12 protein-coding genes are annotated in these 15,365 nt (G+C 58.8%); 5 read left to right on the forward strand and 7 right to left on the reverse strand.

Annotated elements, in window-relative coordinates; all coding sequences use genetic code 11:
* Positions 1 to 211 precede the first annotated feature (211 nt).
* Positions 212 to 1,420, forward strand: coding sequence for a Bcr/CflA family multidrug efflux MFS transporter (locus ACYASU_RS14110; RefSeq protein WP_282369668.1), 1,209 nt, complete (start codon positions 212 to 214; stop codon positions 1,418 to 1,420).
* A gap of 724 nt (positions 1,421 to 2,144) precedes the next feature.
* Positions 2,145 to 2,837, forward strand: a complete 693-nt coding sequence (locus tag ACYASU_RS14115; RefSeq protein WP_192173246.1) for an ArsR/SmtB family transcription factor — start codon at positions 2,145 to 2,147, stop codon at positions 2,835 to 2,837.
* 71 nt (positions 2,838 to 2,908) lie between these two features.
* On the opposite strand, the gene ACYASU_RS14120 is transcribed toward ACYASU_RS14115, so the two are convergent.
* Entirely contained in the window at positions 2,909 to 3,862 is a 954-nt protein-coding gene (locus tag ACYASU_RS14120; RefSeq protein ID WP_192173245.1) for an adenosine deaminase, read from the reverse strand.
* A gap of 328 nt (positions 3,863 to 4,190) precedes the next feature.
* Here ACYASU_RS14120 and ACYASU_RS14125 point away from each other — a divergent pair, with 328 nt between their 5' ends.
* Positions 4,191 to 5,282 carry a calcium:cation antiporter gene (locus tag ACYASU_RS14125; protein WP_192173244.1) on the forward strand — a complete coding sequence of 364 codons (1,092 nt, stop codon included), beginning with the start codon at positions 4,191 to 4,193 and terminating at the stop codon, positions 5,280 to 5,282.
* 68 nt (positions 5,283 to 5,350) lie between these two features.
* Here the strand turns inward: ACYASU_RS14125 and ACYASU_RS14130 are convergent, their stop codons facing one another.
* The 6 genes from ACYASU_RS14130 to ACYASU_RS14155 form a co-directional block, all read right to left on the reverse strand.
* Positions 5,351 to 6,706: an 8-oxoguanine deaminase gene (locus tag ACYASU_RS14130; protein ID WP_463583152.1), complete on the reverse strand. Its 1,356-nt coding sequence runs from the start codon at positions 6,704 to 6,706 to the stop codon at positions 5,351 to 5,353.
* Between the two features lie 170 nt (positions 6,707 to 6,876).
* Positions 6,877 to 7,563 carry an SDR family oxidoreductase gene (locus ACYASU_RS14135; RefSeq protein ID WP_369307865.1) on the reverse strand — a complete coding sequence of 229 codons (687 nt, stop codon included), beginning with the start codon at positions 7,561 to 7,563 and terminating at the stop codon, positions 6,877 to 6,879.
* A gap of 601 nt (positions 7,564 to 8,164) precedes the next feature.
* Positions 8,165 to 8,752, reverse strand: a complete 588-nt coding sequence (locus ACYASU_RS14140; protein ID WP_463583153.1) for an IMPACT family protein — start codon at positions 8,750 to 8,752, stop codon at positions 8,165 to 8,167.
* 33 nt (positions 8,753 to 8,785) lie between these two features.
* Positions 8,786 to 9,445: a TetR/AcrR family transcriptional regulator gene (locus ACYASU_RS14145; RefSeq protein ID WP_463583154.1), complete on the reverse strand. Its 660-nt coding sequence runs from the start codon at positions 9,443 to 9,445 to the stop codon at positions 8,786 to 8,788.
* Positions 9,446 to 9,529: 84 nt separating this feature from the next.
* The gene (locus ACYASU_RS14150; protein ID WP_463583155.1) at positions 9,530 to 10,924 is read right to left on the reverse strand and encodes a uracil-xanthine permease family protein; all 1,395 of its coding nucleotides are present in this window, start codon (positions 10,922 to 10,924) and stop codon (positions 9,530 to 9,532) included.
* A gap of 174 nt (positions 10,925 to 11,098) precedes the next feature.
* A complete protein-coding gene (locus ACYASU_RS14155) occupies positions 11,099 to 12,019 on the reverse strand; it encodes a LysR family transcriptional regulator (RefSeq protein WP_192173238.1) in 921 nt (306 codons plus the stop codon).
* 144 nt (positions 12,020 to 12,163) lie between these two features.
* Between ACYASU_RS14155 and aptA the strand changes: the two genes are divergently transcribed.
* Entirely contained in the window at positions 12,164 to 13,510 is a 1,347-nt protein-coding gene (gene aptA, locus ACYASU_RS14160) for an omega-aminotransferase AptA (protein WP_463583159.1), read from the forward strand.
* A gap of 67 nt (positions 13,511 to 13,577) precedes the next feature.
* The gene (locus ACYASU_RS14165) at positions 13,578 to 15,071 is read left to right on the forward strand and encodes a CoA-acylating methylmalonate-semialdehyde dehydrogenase (protein WP_463583156.1); all 1,494 of its coding nucleotides are present in this window, start codon (positions 13,578 to 13,580) and stop codon (positions 15,069 to 15,071) included.
* Positions 15,072 to 15,365: the final 294 nt, after the last annotated feature.

The raw sequence follows: 15,365 nt of genomic DNA on the forward strand, positions 1-15,365 counted from the left end.
CTTGAGAAAAGTTTAGAAGCGCTTCTGTGAGTTATTGGTAAAAACGCTGTAGGAAATCCATTAACCGATGCTCGGTCACGCGCAATAAGTTCCCCCTTTTTCACCCCGCGACGACGTATTGAAAAAACTTCCGGTAATTTTTCTATGAGCGGGCCGCGCTGATTCAAGGTTGTTAAACTGTCGCGCTGCGCAAAACCGTTTAGGAAGATTGATGAACCTCAGAACGATTCTGATCCTCGGCGCACTCAGCGCCTTTGGCCCGTTGGCCATCGACTTTTACCTGCCAGGTTTCCCGGCCATCGCTTTGGCATTCGGCACGGACGAGAAACACGTTCAGCTGACCCTGGCCTCTTATTTCCTCGGCCTGAGCATCGGCCAACTCGCCTACGGCCCGATTGCCGATCGCTTCGGCCGTCGGATCCCGCTGTTGTTTGGCGTCGGCTTGTTCACCCTCGCATCGCTGGCGTGCGCCCTGGCGCCTTCTCTTGAATGGCTGATTGCTGCCCGCTTTGTACAGGCGTTGGGGGGATGTGCCGGTATGGTGCTGTCGCGGGCGATCGTCAGCGACAAATGCTCACCGGTTGACTCGGCCAAGGTGTTCTCGCAATTGATGCTGGTCATGGGCCTGGCGCCGATTCTGGCCCCGATGCTCGGCGGGCTGTTGGTCAACGTCGTGGGTTGGCAGGCCATCTTCCTGACCTTGACGGTGTTCAGCGCACTCACTGCAGTGGCGGTTTTCAGGGGCTTGCCGGAAAGCATGCCGGCCGGCCATCCGCGACTGCCCCTCTCGGGCGCGCTCGGGTCGTACTGGAACCTGCTGGGCGACCGGATCTTTCTGGGCCACGCGCTCACTGGCGGCATCGCGATGGCCGGGATGTTTTCCTACATCGCAGGTTCTCCCTTCGTTTTCATCAAGCTCTACGGCGTCCCGGCGGAACACTACGGCTGGTTGTTCGGCATCAACGCTGCCGGGTTCATCCTCATCGCCCAGGTGAACGCTCGACTCGTCGGGCGCTATGGTCCGGCATGGTTGCTGTCGCGGACTGTCTGGATCTATCTCGCTGCCGCCCTTGTGCTGCTGACCATCGCCTCCCTGCACACCGAAAAGCTGTGGCCGCTGCTGATTCCGCTGTTCATCTATATCGCCAGCCTCGGCTGCATCATTCCCAACGCTTCGGCGTGCGCGATGAGTGGGCAGGGCAAACGTGCGGGCAGCGCGTCGGCCTTGTTGGGGTGCTTGCAGTTCAGTGTCGCTGCGGGCGCGGCAGCGCTGGTGGGCGTACTGCATGACGGAACGGCCGTGCCAATGGCGACCGTTATTACGCTGTGCGGCGTTCTGGCTGTGACGCTTTCGGTTGTTACACGCCGGGCGCAGCAGAAGCGAGATGCGCTTACTCCCCACGCGGATGTGCGGATCTAATCGACGTCGGCAACGTTAACGCGTTGCCGATATTCACCGGGTTTAAGGCGTACCTGTACAAGCATGTTCAGCCTGTTGAAAAGAGCGTGTTATATACAGCCGTTTACTACTTCGGAATTGGAAACTTCTTACAGCGGTTAAAAACTCTTAACTTGGTCTCGTGCTGGATCGAGAGAACTTCACTTCTGGCACGTCCCTTGAGCAGCTTATTTTCTTGAAGTCCTCAGGAGTTTTCAGTGTAGGCAATCGCCCTGGCGCCGAATTCACGAACGACTCCTGTCCGCGCAAATCCCCGTCCTTCAAGGGGCTACGGCTATCCGGCTGAGTCTGCGCAGCATGGGGTCTGCCGGATTGTGCTGAACATTTGCCAATACGGCCCACAAACAAAGGGCTAAGCAATGGACAAGTTGATCCGCCAATCGGCCGCAGGTCTTATACTAAGCGCCGTCATGGATCCGATTTAATTCTTGTCATCTATCTGTATTGCTCGGGCGAAACTATCTGTATGACCTGCAAGTTCCAGTAATCAGAGTTTGTATGACGTGATTTAAATCAATGTCTGTTTTCGCCGTAAACACCGATGATGGTTCACCACAGCAACGGCCCGGCGCTTTCAATTGATTACGCCCGCGATTACGCGCCAAGCCACACTAGGCCAAGCCAACGCTTCGACCTGCGCACCGGTGCCGGGCCGCTTAGATAATGTTCAACAGGGAGTGAAGACATGGAATATGTACCTTGCATCAGCCAGATCGCTGCATTGCTCGCCGACCCCAAACGCAGCGCGATCGTGTGGGCACTGATGGACGGAACATCGCGGGCGGCCAATGAGGTAGCTTCGCTAGTGGGTCTTTCCACTTCTTCTGCCGGCGCACACCTGGCGCGCCTTGCCGCTGGCGGATTGCTGCGCCATGAAGTCCGCGCCCGCAAACGGTATTTCAGGCTGGCCGCTCCGGAAGTCCGGACTGCGGTCCAGGCGCTGGTCAGTGCGTCCATGGTCAGCGCGGATCTGATCAGCCGCAGCATGGCGCAACCATTGCCGCCCCTGCCGTTATGTCGCGCCAGTGTCTGCGCGGATCATCTTGGCGGCGAAATGGGTGCGGAGCTGTATTTGAGGATGCTGGGCGCGGGCTGGATCGAACAATCCGAACACCGGCTGGAAGTCACCAGCGTCGGCATCTCGCGCTTTGCCGAACGGGGGATTTTCATTCCCGCGCTGGCCCACAGACGACGCGAAGCCGTGTGCGCCTGTGTTGACTGTCATGAAAGCAGCCCACACCTCGGCGGCGCATTGGGGGCCGGGCTTTTGCAGTTGTTTATGCAGCTGGGTTGGCTGCGGACGACCGAGGAGGCCTCCACGTTGCAGGTCTCATCCAATGGTCAGCGAGAAATCAGCAAAATCGCCTCGGCGGCGTGATGCTCCGAGAGGGAGCTCGGCGTGTGGAGCAGAGCATCCACACGCTGTTGCTGATCAAGGGGCGTGTGTGATCAGGGCTTGATCAGACGGGCATCGAGGCTGTTTTGCGCCAGACGTCTGGCCTGATCCTGGGTCATGCCCAGATGGGTGTGCAGCGCGTGGAAGTTCTCGGTCACGTAGCCACCGAAGTACGCCGGGTCATCGGAGTTGACGGTCACTTTCACGCCACGCTCAAGCATGTCGAGAATGTTGTGCTGACCCATGTGCTCGAAAACGCAGAGCTTGGTGTTGGACAGCGGGCAGACCGTCAGGGGGATTTGCTCATCGATGATGCGCTGCATCAGGCGCTCGTCCTCGATGGCGCGCACGCCGTGATCGATACGCTGGATCTTCAGCAAATCCAGTGCTTCCCAGATGTACTCCGGCGGACCTTCTTCACCTGCGTGGGCAACGGTCAGGAAGCCCTCACCGCGAGCACGGTCGAAGACGCGCTTGAACTTGCTCGGCGGATGGCCCATTTCCGAGCTGTCCAGGCCGACGGCGACGAAGGTGTCGCGGTAGGGCAGGGCCATGTCGAGGGTCTTCTGCGCTTCGTCTTCGCTCAAATGGCGCAGGAAGCTCAGGATCAGGCCACTGCCGATGCCGAGTTTTTCCTTGCCGTCTTTCAAGGCGCCGGCGATGCCGTTAAGCACGACTTCAAAAGGAATACCGCGGTCGGTGTGGGTCTGAGGGTCGAAGAACGGTTCGGTGTGAATGACGTTCTGCGCCTTGCAGCGCTCCAGGTAAGCCCAGGTCAGGTCGTAAAAGTCCTGCTCGGTACGCAGCACGTCGGCGCCGCGGTAATACAGGTCGAGAAACTCCTGCAGATTATTGAACGCGTAGGCCTTGCGCAGGGTTTCGACGTCCGCCCAGGGCAGGGCGATCTTGTTGCGCTCAGCCAGAGCGAACAACAGTTCCGGCTCTAGCGAGCCCTCCAGATGCAGGTGCAGTTCTGCCTTGGGCAGGGCGTTCAACCAGTCGTACATGGGCTTTGTCTCGTAAGGTGCAATGGCGGGCATTCTACAGAGTCAGACGCGCGGGCTGAATAAAACCTGACCGGACGGTTCACACGCTGCTTTGGCTTGCATTGCCACCGGTCCTGGCAGCGAGGCCCAGCAGTCGCAGGCGTTTTCGGCGTCTGAATATCCGGAACACAGACCGGTAAATGGCAATTTGTCGCGGTGGCGCGACGATGTGTCGCGACCCGCTGCTACCCTGTCTTGAAACCTTTGTTTACATCGATACTCTCAAGCGCTTCAGTAAATTTCACTTCATGGATGTGCGGCCAGGGTCGCAAGGGGCTAAAAGGCAGCGATGGGCACGATTCTCAAGCAGGAAAAGTTTCTACTACTGGCGGTCATTGCGACCTTTTTCGCGTACTTCTACGAACACCAACTGCTCAGCAACGGAAACACCGTCGCGCTGATAGCGGGTATCGCTCTGGTGGGCTTCATCATCTGCGCCTCGCTGCGGGTGGCTCACCACGCCGAACTGTTGGCGGAGAAGGTCGGTGATCCCTACGGCACGATGATTCTGACGCTGTCAGCGGTGCTGGTCGAGGTCGTGATTCTGGCGATCATGATGAGCAACGAACCTTCACCCACGCTAGTGCGGGACACCATCTACTCGGCTGTGATGCTCGACATCAACGGGATTCTGGGTCTCGCCGCATTGATGGGCGGCCTCAAGCACGGTGAACAGTCCTACAACGATGACTCCGCGCGGTCTTACAGCGTGATGATTCTGACTGCCATGGCGGTGTCGATGGTGGTGCCTGAATTCATTCCCGAAGGGAAGTGGAAGCTGTATTCGGCTTTCACCATCGGCGCGATGATTCTGCTTTATGCACTGTTCCTGCGCATGCAGGTCGGGCCGCACAGCTACTTCTTCAGCTACAGCTACCCGGACAAGAAGCGCCGCAAGGGTGAGGCCGAGGAAACGCACGAGCCAGTCAACCTGACGCGCTCGATCGCGACGCTGGTCTTCGGTGTGGTGGTTATTGGCGCGTTGGCCGAGGTCATGTCGAAAACCGTTGATCTGGGTCTTGAAGGCAGCGGCGCGCCGCCTGTCATGACGGCGATTCTGGTGGCGGCCATTTCGGCAGCGCCGGAGATCCTGACCGCACTGCGAGCCGCGCTGGCCAACCGCATGCAGTCGGTGGTCAACATCGCCCTCGGTGCCTCGTTGTCGACGGTGATCCTGACCGTGCCAGTCATGGAAGGCATGGCGCTATACAGCGGCCAGGCGTTCCAGATGGCGATGACGCCAGTGCAGACCGTGATGATTTTCGTCACCCTGCTGGTCTGCGCCATCAACCTCAACGACGGCGAGACCAACGCCATCGAAGGCATGACGCATTTCGTGCTGTTTGCCACCTTCATCATGCTTTCTCTGATGGGGCTATAACCTGGGTTCGCTTTAACCCGGCAGCGGGGGAGTCGGCAGTTTTACTTCCCCACTGCTGTAATGGCCTATCAGGCCCTGATCAATTCCGCAGCCGCTTGGCGATGATCTGCAATCAGCCCCTTCAGATCGAGCCCTTCGACCTGACCGTCAATCACCCGCCATTTGCCGCCGATCATCACCCGATCTGCGCGATCAGCGCCGCACAGCAGCAACGCTGAAATCGGATCGTGACTGCCGGAGAAGCGCAACTCGTCCAGCTTGAACAGCGCCAGGTCAGCCTGTTTACCCACGGCCAACTCGCCGATGTCATGACGGCCCAGCAATTGCGCCGAGCCCTTGGTCGCCCAGCCTAACGCCAGCTCCGGCGTGATTCTTTCCGCCCCGTAGCGCAACCGCTGCAGGTACAACGACTGCTTGGCTTCAAGCATCATGTTCGAGGCGTCATTTGACGCCGAACCGTCGACACCCAGACCGATCGGCGCGCCAGCGGCAAGCAGGTCCAGCGTGGGGCAGATGCCTGACGCGAGGCGCATGTTCGAACTCGGACAATGACAGACCCCGGCGCCCGCCCGGCCGAGGCGCGTGATCTCTTCGCTGTTGAAATGAATGCCGTGGGCCAGCCAGGTGCGAGGGCCGAGCCAGCCGACGCTGTCCAGATAATCCACCGTGCGCAGGCCGAAGCGCTGCAGGCAGAAGTCCTCTTCGTCGAGAGTCTCAGCCAGATGCGTGTGCAGACGCACGTCGTGTTTTTCGGCAAGGGCCGCGCTTTCGGCCATGATCTCGGTCGTCACCGAAAACGGCGAGCACGGCGCCAGCGCGATCTGAATCTGGGCGCCGTCACCCCGCTCATGATAGGTCTCGATCAGCCGCACGCTGTCATCGAGAATCACCTGGCCCTGCTGGACGGTTTGCTGGGGTGGCAGGCCGCCGTCGGCCTCGCCCAGTGTCATCGAACCCCGCGTCAGCATTGCGCGCATGCCCAGCTCGCGAACACTTTCCACCTGCACATCGATGGCGTCTTCCAGACCCTGCGGGAACAAATAATGGTGGTCGGCGGCGGTGGTGCAGCCCGACAGCAGCAACTCGGTCAGGGCGACCTTACTGGCCAGTGCCAGTTTGTCCGGCGTTAGCCGCGCCCACACCGGGTACAGGGTTTTCAGCCAGGGGAACAACGGCTGATTGACCACCGGGCCCCAGGCGCGGGTCAGGGTTTGATAGAAGTGGTGGTGCGTGTTGATCAGGCCAGGGAGCAGGACATGCTCGCGTGCATCGAATACGTGATCGCAAGGCTGTGTAGGCTGTTGTCCCAGCGGGAGCATCTCAACGATAACCCCGCCTTCGACCACCAGGCCGCCGCGAGCATCGAGATCATTGGCCGTGAAAACGGCAAGGGGATTTTTCAACCAGGTACGGATCGCGGGCATTGGCCGGCTCCTCTGAAAGTGGGTTCAGGTCGCCAGCTCAGTGTTGCCCTGTCTGCTGATCCAGGGTCGCCGCAGCATCGAACGCGCTGCGAGGCGAGGGCGAATTCTAGAGTGTTGCGGCGGGTGTGGGCAAGTCACGACAGCTCATGCTGCCGCGACTTGCATCGCGATCACCAGGGAATCGTCTCACCCTTGTAGTTCACAAAGTGGTGACCACCTTTCCCTGCAAATCGCTCAAGCTGCTCGACAATCCCGCGCACGCTGGTTTCGACGTCGATGTCAGCGCCTTCACCGCCCATCGCCGTACGGACCCAACCCGGATGCATCGACAGCACGGTGGGTTTGTTCTCGCCCAGCTGCGTCACGAAAGTATTGGTCATTGAGTTCAGCGCGGCTTTGCTGGCTTTGTACAACGCCATCTCCGGCGCATCCGGCATGGTGACGCTGCCGAGCACCGAGCTCATGAACGCGATCACGCCAGTCTCGGGACGGATCTGGTCGACGAAGCGTTTGGCCAGGCGGATCGGCGCGACGGCGTTGGTGAGAAACAGCTGACCCAGTTCGCCAGCGGTGGCGTCGGTGGGGTTCGGATGCATCGGGCCCATCACGCCGGCGTTGACGAACAGCAGGTCATACGTCTGGCCCTTGAGGTTGTGGGTGAGCACTTCGAGGGACGATTGCTCATCGATGTCCAGTGTCTGCAACTGGACATTCGGCAGTGCTTTCAGCTCGTCGGCCTTCTGGGCATCGCGGACAGTGGCGGTGACTTCCCAGCCGAGTTCCGCGAGACGTTTCACCAGTCCAAGGCCAAGGCCGCGCGAAGCGCCGATGATCAGGGCTGTTTTAGGGGTGGACATTGAAATGACTCCTGTACAGACAAACGAAAAATTTCACTCAATGGGTGGACATCGCCACGTGTCGAGAATTTTGTTTCCTGAAGCGCTGTTTTGCCGTGAGGCGCATAAGTTAGCGGCAGAGGATGACAGAGGCTGACGACATATGTGAGGGGACGTTTCCGATATGAATGTCAGGCAAATAGGATGGCGCACGCTCAATCCTGCCACGATGTGTGTCTGTATAAAAAACATCCAGCTCACCCAACACTCCGTGGATTCAGCAGCCCGCGAAGGCTTGCACGGGTTATCCACAGAATGCTCCACAGCTAATGTGGGTAGTTGTGGATTGGTAATGGAAGCCGCTCGAAAGGAGTGCCACGTTGGCATAAATGGCGCTAACATCCTGTTTTATCGCTGGATTTACCCACAGCACAGTGTTTTGGCTAAAAAGTGATCAACCTTCGCAAAGCCATATGGATCAAGGCCTGCGACGGGGTATGCTCAGCTTGTCCACAGGCGGATGCACAGTAGATGTGGGCAAACGCCACAGCCGGTTACAGCCGTCGCGTTCGCTCGCAGGACCGGCTTTAGCGGGGAAGGCGTCGATCTGTCCGTGGGTTGATTACTGCGGCGGCTGCAACACGATTCGTCCGCGACTGATGTCGGAAAGCTGGCGCTGAAGGGTTTCAATCTGCTCGGGAGCCAGGGCAATCGAGAGCGTGACACCGTTGGCGTTGAAGCGCTCTTCCTCCACAAGACCGTTTAGCTCGGCCACTCGCAGCTTTATCAGCACCAGCTCGCTGAAGCTGCAGTCGAATTGCAGCGACACGCGATTGATCAGCGGCACTCGATCGGCCTGCTGCAGGCATTTGTTGACGCCTCCGCCATAGGCCCTCGCCAGCCCGCCGGTGCCCAGTTGAATCCCGCCATACCAGCGAATGACGAGCACGACGACCCGATCAAAATCCTGGGCATCAATGGCTGCGAGTATCGGTCGTCCCGCGGTGCCGCCTGGTTCGCCGTCGTCGTTGCTGCGGTACTGCGCGCCCAGCTTCCAGGCCCAGCAATTGTGCGTGGCGTTGAGATCACTGTGTTGCTCGATAAACGCTTGAGCATCGGCAGGCGTGCCGATGGGCGCTGCGAGAGTTATAAAGCGGCTCTTGCGAATCTCTTCTCGAAACTCGCAGGGGCCGGTGAGCGTAGAAGGCATTGAAGTTCCAGACTGCGTTTGGCGTTCAGGGAGTTATAACGTGGGGGTGAGTCCGCACCCTTTGAGAATGATCCGGACCAGGTTATCCCCGGCGACTTCCATGTCTTGCTTGGTCAGCCGCGAACGGCCGGTCACCTGGCAGATTTGCGTGGCGAAGTCAGCGTAATGCTGAGTGCTGCCCCACAGCAGAAAGATCAGATGCACCGGATCGACCGGGTCCATCTTTCCTGCATCGATCCAGGCCTGGAAGACCGCGGCACGCCCCTGAAACCATTCGCGATAGTCCTGACTGAAATACTGGTTCAGGCATTCGCCGCCACTGATGATCTCCATGGCAAAGATGCGCGAGGCTTGTGGCTGGCGCCGCGAGAATTCCATCTTCGCGCGGATGTAGTGCGTCAGCGCCTGTGCCGGGTCGTCCTCTGCGCTCAGGTGGTTAAACGTGCTGTCCCACAACTCGATAATGTTGCTCAGCACCGCGATGTACAGACCCAGCTTGTTGGTGAAGTAATAGTGCAAGTTGGCTTTAGGCAGCCCGGCATTTTGCGCGATCGTGTTCATGCTGGTGCCTTTGAAGCCATGGCGAGCGAACTCGTCTTCGGCCGCCTTCAAGATCGCTTCTTCGTTTTTCTGACGAATACGGCTGGCCGGTTTCGTGGCGCTGGGGCTGTGAGCGGGGACTTCGAGGGTCATGTGCGGTTCCAGACGGATCATTGGGTGCGTCGCGGTGAACAGATAGCGCACCCGCGAGGATCCGACAAGCGTTGCCCTCGTAAATCAGTGCTCAAAGGATTCCGTTGTCTGTTCTTTGGCTTCGTTCGTCTCGCTTGTTTGTTTGCCTTCCGGTAGTAGCAGGCACATTACGATGGCCGTCAGTCCGCCGCTGGTGATTGCCGAGTCAAACAGGCTCTGTACCAATTGCGGCAAATGATGCAGCAGCGTCGGTTGCGCCGCGATACCCAGCCCTACTCCGAAAGAGGTAGCGATGATCAACATGCTGCGGCGGTCCAGCGGCGCTTGGGCAAGAATCCGCACGCCCGCCGCCGCCACGCTGCCGAACATCACCAATGTCGCACCGCCAAGCACAGGTTTCGGAATCTGCTGAAGAATCGCACCGATCACCGGGAACAGTCCGAGCAGAAACAGGATTGCTCCGATGTAGAGACCCACATACCGGCTGGCCACGCCAGTGAGCTGAATCACTCCGTTATTCTGCGCGAAGGTGGTATTCGGGAATGCGCTGAAGGTCGCCGCAATCATGCAGCTAACGCCGTCGCCCAATACGCCGCCTTTCAACCGGCCAATGTAACCGGGGCCTTTGATGGGCTCGCGGGAGAGCATGCAGTTGGCAGTGAGGTCGCCGACGGTTTCGATGCTGCTGATCAGATAAATCAGCGCGACCGGTAGGAAAGCGGCCCAGTCGAAACTGAATCCGAAGCGGAAGGGCACAGGGATGCTGACCAGTGCAAAGTCGGCAATGGAGTGAGGTACGAATTTTCCACTGAACCACGCCGCGATGCTGCCGACCGCGAGCCCGATGATGATGGCTGACAGGCGCAACCAGGGCGCGCTCGAACGGTTGAGCACAATGATCACTGCCAGCACGAATACGCCGAGGGCCAGATTGACCGGCTCGCCGAAGTCCGGAGCGTTAAAGCCGCCACCTAGATCCGTCACCCCGACCTTGATCAAGCTGACGCCGATCAGCGTGATGACGATGCCGGTGACCAGCGGCGTGATCACTCGGCGCAACTGGCCGATGAAACGGCTGAGCACAATCTGCACGACGGCGCCGAAGAAACACACACCGAACACCATGGCCATGATGTCCTCCGGGCTGCCACCGCGCTGCTTGACCATGAAGCCTGCCGACAGCACCGCCCCGAGGAACGCGAAACTGGTGCCTTGCAGGCAAATCATGCCGGCGCCGATACCGAACGGACGACGCGCTTGAATGAACGTGCCCACCCCCGACACCATCAACGCCATGCTGATCAGATAAGGCATGTACGCGCCGAGCCCGAGCGCCGATCCGATAATCAGTGGCGGCGTGATAATGCCGACGAATGCGGCGAGGACATGCTGGATTGCAGCCAGGACCGCCGGTCCGGGGCGCGGCCGGTCATTGAGGCCGTAGATGAGGTCGTTATTGTCTGGCGCTTCAGGCTGCATGCTGGCTCTCGATTTTTGTGTGGGCTTCGACATCCAGCCTTACTGCAAAAACCTGTCCAACTGATCAGATACCTGTTTGCCGATTCGCTGTACATGCCCGTTTATCAAGGGGCTGGACGAATATGGCGGACGTTTGACTGCGTGTTAGTGAGGTGCCGACGTACTCGGCCGGCCTCATCGTGTGGCAGCCAGACTCTCCAGAAAACTTTCCAGCACCAAATGGGGGCGGCGCCCTTTGCGCGTGACGGTTACAAGGCTCACGTCGTAAAACCGCGTCTTGGGTTTCAGCGCGCGCAGCCGACCCTGTTGCACCCAGAGGCTGGCGTAATGGTCGGGCAGATAGCCGATGTAACGCCCCGTCAGAATCAGGAACGCCATACCCTCCCGGTCCGAGGCGCTCGCGGTGCATTTCAGCGCCTGATAGTGGGCCTGGATTTCACCGGGCAGACGAAACGTTGGCGCGATCGTCTCCTGCGCTGACAATCGATCGTCATCCAGCTGCGCGTCGTCGACGTAAAACAACGGATGGCCGACGGCGCAGTACAGCAGCGAACGTTCGCTATACAGCGGCTGATATTCCAGTCCCGACAAGGCGCTGGCCTGGGGTACGACGCCGACGTGCAAGCTGCCGTCGAGCACGCCCTGCTCGACTTCGTTGGGCGCAATCATGCGGATATTGATGTGCACGTCCGGGCCGCGTTCTTTCAGTTGGGAAAGCGCGTGGGTGATCCGCATGTGGGGGAGGGTGACCAGATTGTCCGTCAGCCCTATGTTCAGCTCACCGCGCAGGTGTCGGTGAAGACCATTCACTTCCGTACGAAAACTCTCGAGAGCGCTCAATAACTGCAGCGAGGACTGGTAGACCTCGCGGCCTTCCTCTGTAAGCGAAAACCCCGCACGACCCCGTTGGCAAAGACGCAGTCCAAGGCGCTGCTCCAGATCGCTCATCTGCTGGCTGATGGCGGAGCGACCAATACCCAGCGCGCTTTCTGCTGCCGAAAAGCCCCCGGACTCGACGACGCTGCGAAAAATGCGCAACAGACGGATATCAAAATCGCTGACTTGCGCCAGAGGATCATTACGGCGGGTGCTCATAGTTTAGTAACCAGTCAACTGAAGATCGTAAAAGCAGGGTTTTTCGGACTTTATGCCCGTGGCACTTTAGCTGCAACCGGCCCTGCTCCTGCTCGTACATTCGCCAGGAAATCAGGCCACCCACGCCCAGTCAGGTTAATTCCGATGAATATGCCCGAATCGTCCGACATGTCTCTGGCGAGCCAGCTCAAACTAGACGCCCACTGGATGCCTTACACGGCGAACCGAAACTTCCATCGTGATCCACGGCTGATCGTCGCCGCCGAAGGCAGCTATCTAACGGACGACAAGGGCCGCAAGATATATGACGGTCTGTCGGGGCTTTGGACCTGTGGCGCGGGGCATACGCGCAAGGAGATCCAGGAAGCGGTTTCCCGGCAGTTGGGTACGCTGGACTACTCGCCCGGGTTCCAGTTCGGACACCCGCTGTCCTTCCAGCTGGCTGAAAAGATCACCGATCTGACACCCGGCAAGCTGAATCACGTCTTCTATACCGACTCTGGATCGGAGTGCGCTGACACTGCGGTCAAGATGGTGAGGGCTTACTGGCGTTTGAAAGGTCAGGCCACCAAAACCAAGATGATCGGCCGCGCCCGTGGTTATCACGGCGTGAACATCGCGGGCACCAGCCTGGGTGGCGTCAACGGCAACCGCAAGATGTTCGGGCAACTGATGGACGTCGATCATCTCCCTCATACCTTGCTTGCCAGCAACGCCTATTCACGGGGCATGCCGGAGCAGGGCGGCATTGCGCTGGCCGATGAGATGCTCAAACTGATCGAACTGCATGACGCTTCGAACATTGCAGCGGTGATCGTCGAACCCATGGCAGGCTCTGCTGGCGTGATTGTTCCGCCGCATGGGTATCTCAAGCGTCTTCGCGAAATCTGTGATCAGCACAATATTCTGCTGATCTTCGATGAGGTCATCACCGGCTTCGGCCGGACCGGCTCAATGTTCGGCGCTGACAGCTTCGGCGTGACGCCGGACCTGATGTGCATCGCCAAGCAGATCACCAACGGCGCGATCCCGATGGGGGCCGTGATAGCCAGCACCGAGATTTACCAGACGTTCATGAATCAGCCGACGCCCGAGTACGCTGTGGAGTTTCCCCATGGCTACACCTATTCAGCACATCCCGTTGCCTGCGCCGCCGGCCTTGCCGCGCTGGAAATCATTCAGCGCGAGAACCTGGTGCAGCAGGTCGCCGAAACCGCGCCGCATTTCGAAGGCTATTTGCACGCGTTGAAGGGCAGCAAGAATGTCGTCGATATTCGCAATTACGGTCTTGCCGGCGCCATTCAGATTGCGCCGCGCGACGGCGACGCCATCGTGCGCCCCTTTGAAACGGCCATGAAGCTGTGGAAGGCCGGTTTCTACGTGCGCTTCGGCGGCGACACTCTGCAATTCGGACCGACCTTCAATAGCAAGGCCGAGGACCTTGATCGCATGTTTGATGCAGTGGGTCAGGCCCTCAATCAAATCGACTGATCATCTTTTATTTGCTCACAGGCGCAGTCCGGCTGCGCCTGTGAGCTAAAGTTTTCCGGAGTTATGCATGAGCAACATTCAGCACCTGATTCATGGCGAGCTGGTCAGTGAAAATGGCCGCACCGCCGACGTGTTCAATCCGTCAACCGGCCAAGTGATTCGTAAAGTACCCCTCGCCAGTCGCGAAACCGTTCAACAAGCGATTGACTCTGCCAAGGCCGCTTTCTCCGCATGGCGCAATACGCCGCCTGCCAAACGCGCGCAGGTCATGTTCCGCTTCAAGCAGTTGCTGGAACAGAACGAAGGACGTATTGCCCGGCTGATCAGCGAAGAGCACGGCAAAACCCTTGAAGATGCGGCGGGAGAACTCAAGCGCGGTATCGAAAACGTCGAATATGCCTGTGCGGCGCCGGAAATTCTCAAGGGCGAGTACAGCCGCAACGTCGGACCGAACATCGATGCGTGGTCTGACTTTCAGCCGCTTGGCGTAGTGGCGGGCATCACCCCGTTCAACTTCCCCGCCATGGTTCCGCTGTGGATGTATCCGTTGGCGATCGCCTGTGGCAACTGTTTCATACTCAAACCTTCCGAGCGCGATCCAAGCTCAACGCTGTTGATAGCAGAGTTGCTCCATGAAGCCGGATTGCCGAAGGGTGTACTCAATGTCGTGCACGGCGACAAGGTAGCGGTTGATGCGCTGATCGAAGCCCCTGAAGTCAAAGCGTTGAGTTTCGTCGGCTCAACCCCGATCGCTGAGTACATCTATAAGGAAGCCACCGCCCGGGGTAAGCGGGTACAGGCATTGGGTGGCGCGAAGAATCACGCAGTGCTCATGCCCGACGCGGACCTGGATAACGCCGTAAGCGCACTGATGGGGGCGGCCTATGGTTCGTGCGGCGAGCGCTGCATGGCGATTTCGGTTGCGGTGTGCGTGGGTGACCAGGTCGCCGATGCGCTGGTGGCGAGGCTAGTGCCGCAAATCAACGGATTGAAGATCGGCGCCGGGACTTCCAGCGGTCTCGATATGGGACCTCTGGTCACCGGGCAGCATCGTGACAAAGTCAACAGCTATATAGAAGACGGTGTAGGTGCGGGGGCGGAGCTGGTGGTGGACGGTCGTGGACTCACGGTTCCCGGACACGAAGAGGGGTTCTTCCTGGGTGGATGCCTGTTCGACCTCGTCACGGCCGAGATGCGTATCTATAAAGAAGAGATATTCGGTCCGGTGCTGTGCATCGTTCGTGTGGATAGCCTCGAGCACGCAATGCAGTTGATCAACGATCATGAATACGGCAATGGCACCTGCATCTTCACCCGCGATGGCGAGGCAGCCCGGCTGTTCTGCGACGAGATCGAGGTGGGTATGGTTGGGGTGAATGTTCCACCGCCTGTGCCTGTGGCATATCACAGCTTTGGCGGCTGGAAGCGGTCGCTGTTTGGCGATCTGCATGCTTACGGCCCGGATGGTGTTCGCTTCTATACCCGTCGCAAAGCCATTACACAGCGGTGGCCGCAACGTGCCAGCCATGAAGCTTCGCAGTTCGCGTTCCCAAGTCTTTAAAGCTCAGGTGGGCAAGTCCCCAAAGTTGCCCACCCCGTCAGCTATTTTTGACCGATATGACAGTTTCATTAAATTAGGGGTTGACGCCCCTCTGGATCTGTCTATAATTCGCCCCACTTCCGGCGCAGACGAAATGGAAAACTCCTTGATAATCAAAGAGTTGGACGAAGTAAGCAGCGAGGAATGCTTCGGTTCAGATGCTTGAATCGACAGCGGTGAAAAAGGCAGTTGACAGCAGATTGTAACGCTGTAGAATTCGCCTCCCGCTGACGTGAGACGTTAAGTCGAACGAAG

This window comes from Pseudomonas sp. HP_12 (assembly GCF_055283955.1).

What these genes read in the sequence shown, in the direction of transcription:
- ACYASU_RS14145 (WP_463583154.1), bottom strand. Translation starts at nt 9,445, where the DNA reads ATGACCCTCGAAGTCCCCGCTCACAGCCCCAGCGCCACGAAACCGGCC.
- ACYASU_RS14125 (WP_192173244.1), top strand. Translation starts at nt 4,191, where the DNA reads ATGGGCACGATTCTCAAGCAGGAAAAGTTTCTACTACTGGCGGTCATT.
- ACYASU_RS14135 (WP_369307865.1), bottom strand. Translation starts at nt 7,563, where the DNA reads ATGTCCACCCCTAAAACAGCCCTGATCATCGGCGCTTCGCGCGGCCTT.
- ACYASU_RS14155 (WP_192173238.1), bottom strand. Translation starts at nt 12,019, where the DNA reads ATGAGCACCCGCCGTAATGATCCTCTGGCGCAAGTCAGCGATTTTGAT.
- ACYASU_RS14110 (WP_282369668.1), top strand. Translation starts at nt 212, where the DNA reads ATGAACCTCAGAACGATTCTGATCCTCGGCGCACTCAGCGCCTTTGGC.
- ACYASU_RS14140 (WP_463583153.1), bottom strand. Translation starts at nt 8,752, where the DNA reads ATGCCTTCTACGCTCACCGGCCCCTGCGAGTTTCGAGAAGAGATTCGC.
- ACYASU_RS14150 (WP_463583155.1), bottom strand. Translation starts at nt 10,924, where the DNA reads ATGCAGCCTGAAGCGCCAGACAATAACGACCTCATCTACGGCCTCAAT.
- ACYASU_RS14130 (WP_463583152.1), bottom strand. Translation starts at nt 6,706, where the DNA reads ATGCCCGCGATCCGTACCTGGTTGAAAAATCCCCTTGCCGTTTTCACG.
- aptA (WP_463583159.1), top strand. Translation starts at nt 12,164, where the DNA reads ATGAATATGCCCGAATCGTCCGACATGTCTCTGGCGAGCCAGCTCAAA.
- ACYASU_RS14115 (WP_192173246.1), top strand. Translation starts at nt 2,145, where the DNA reads ATGGAATATGTACCTTGCATCAGCCAGATCGCTGCATTGCTCGCCGAC.
- ACYASU_RS14165 (WP_463583156.1), top strand. Translation starts at nt 13,578, where the DNA reads ATGAGCAACATTCAGCACCTGATTCATGGCGAGCTGGTCAGTGAAAAT.
- ACYASU_RS14120 (WP_192173245.1), bottom strand. Translation starts at nt 3,862, where the DNA reads ATGTACGACTGGTTGAACGCCCTGCCCAAGGCAGAACTGCACCTGCAT.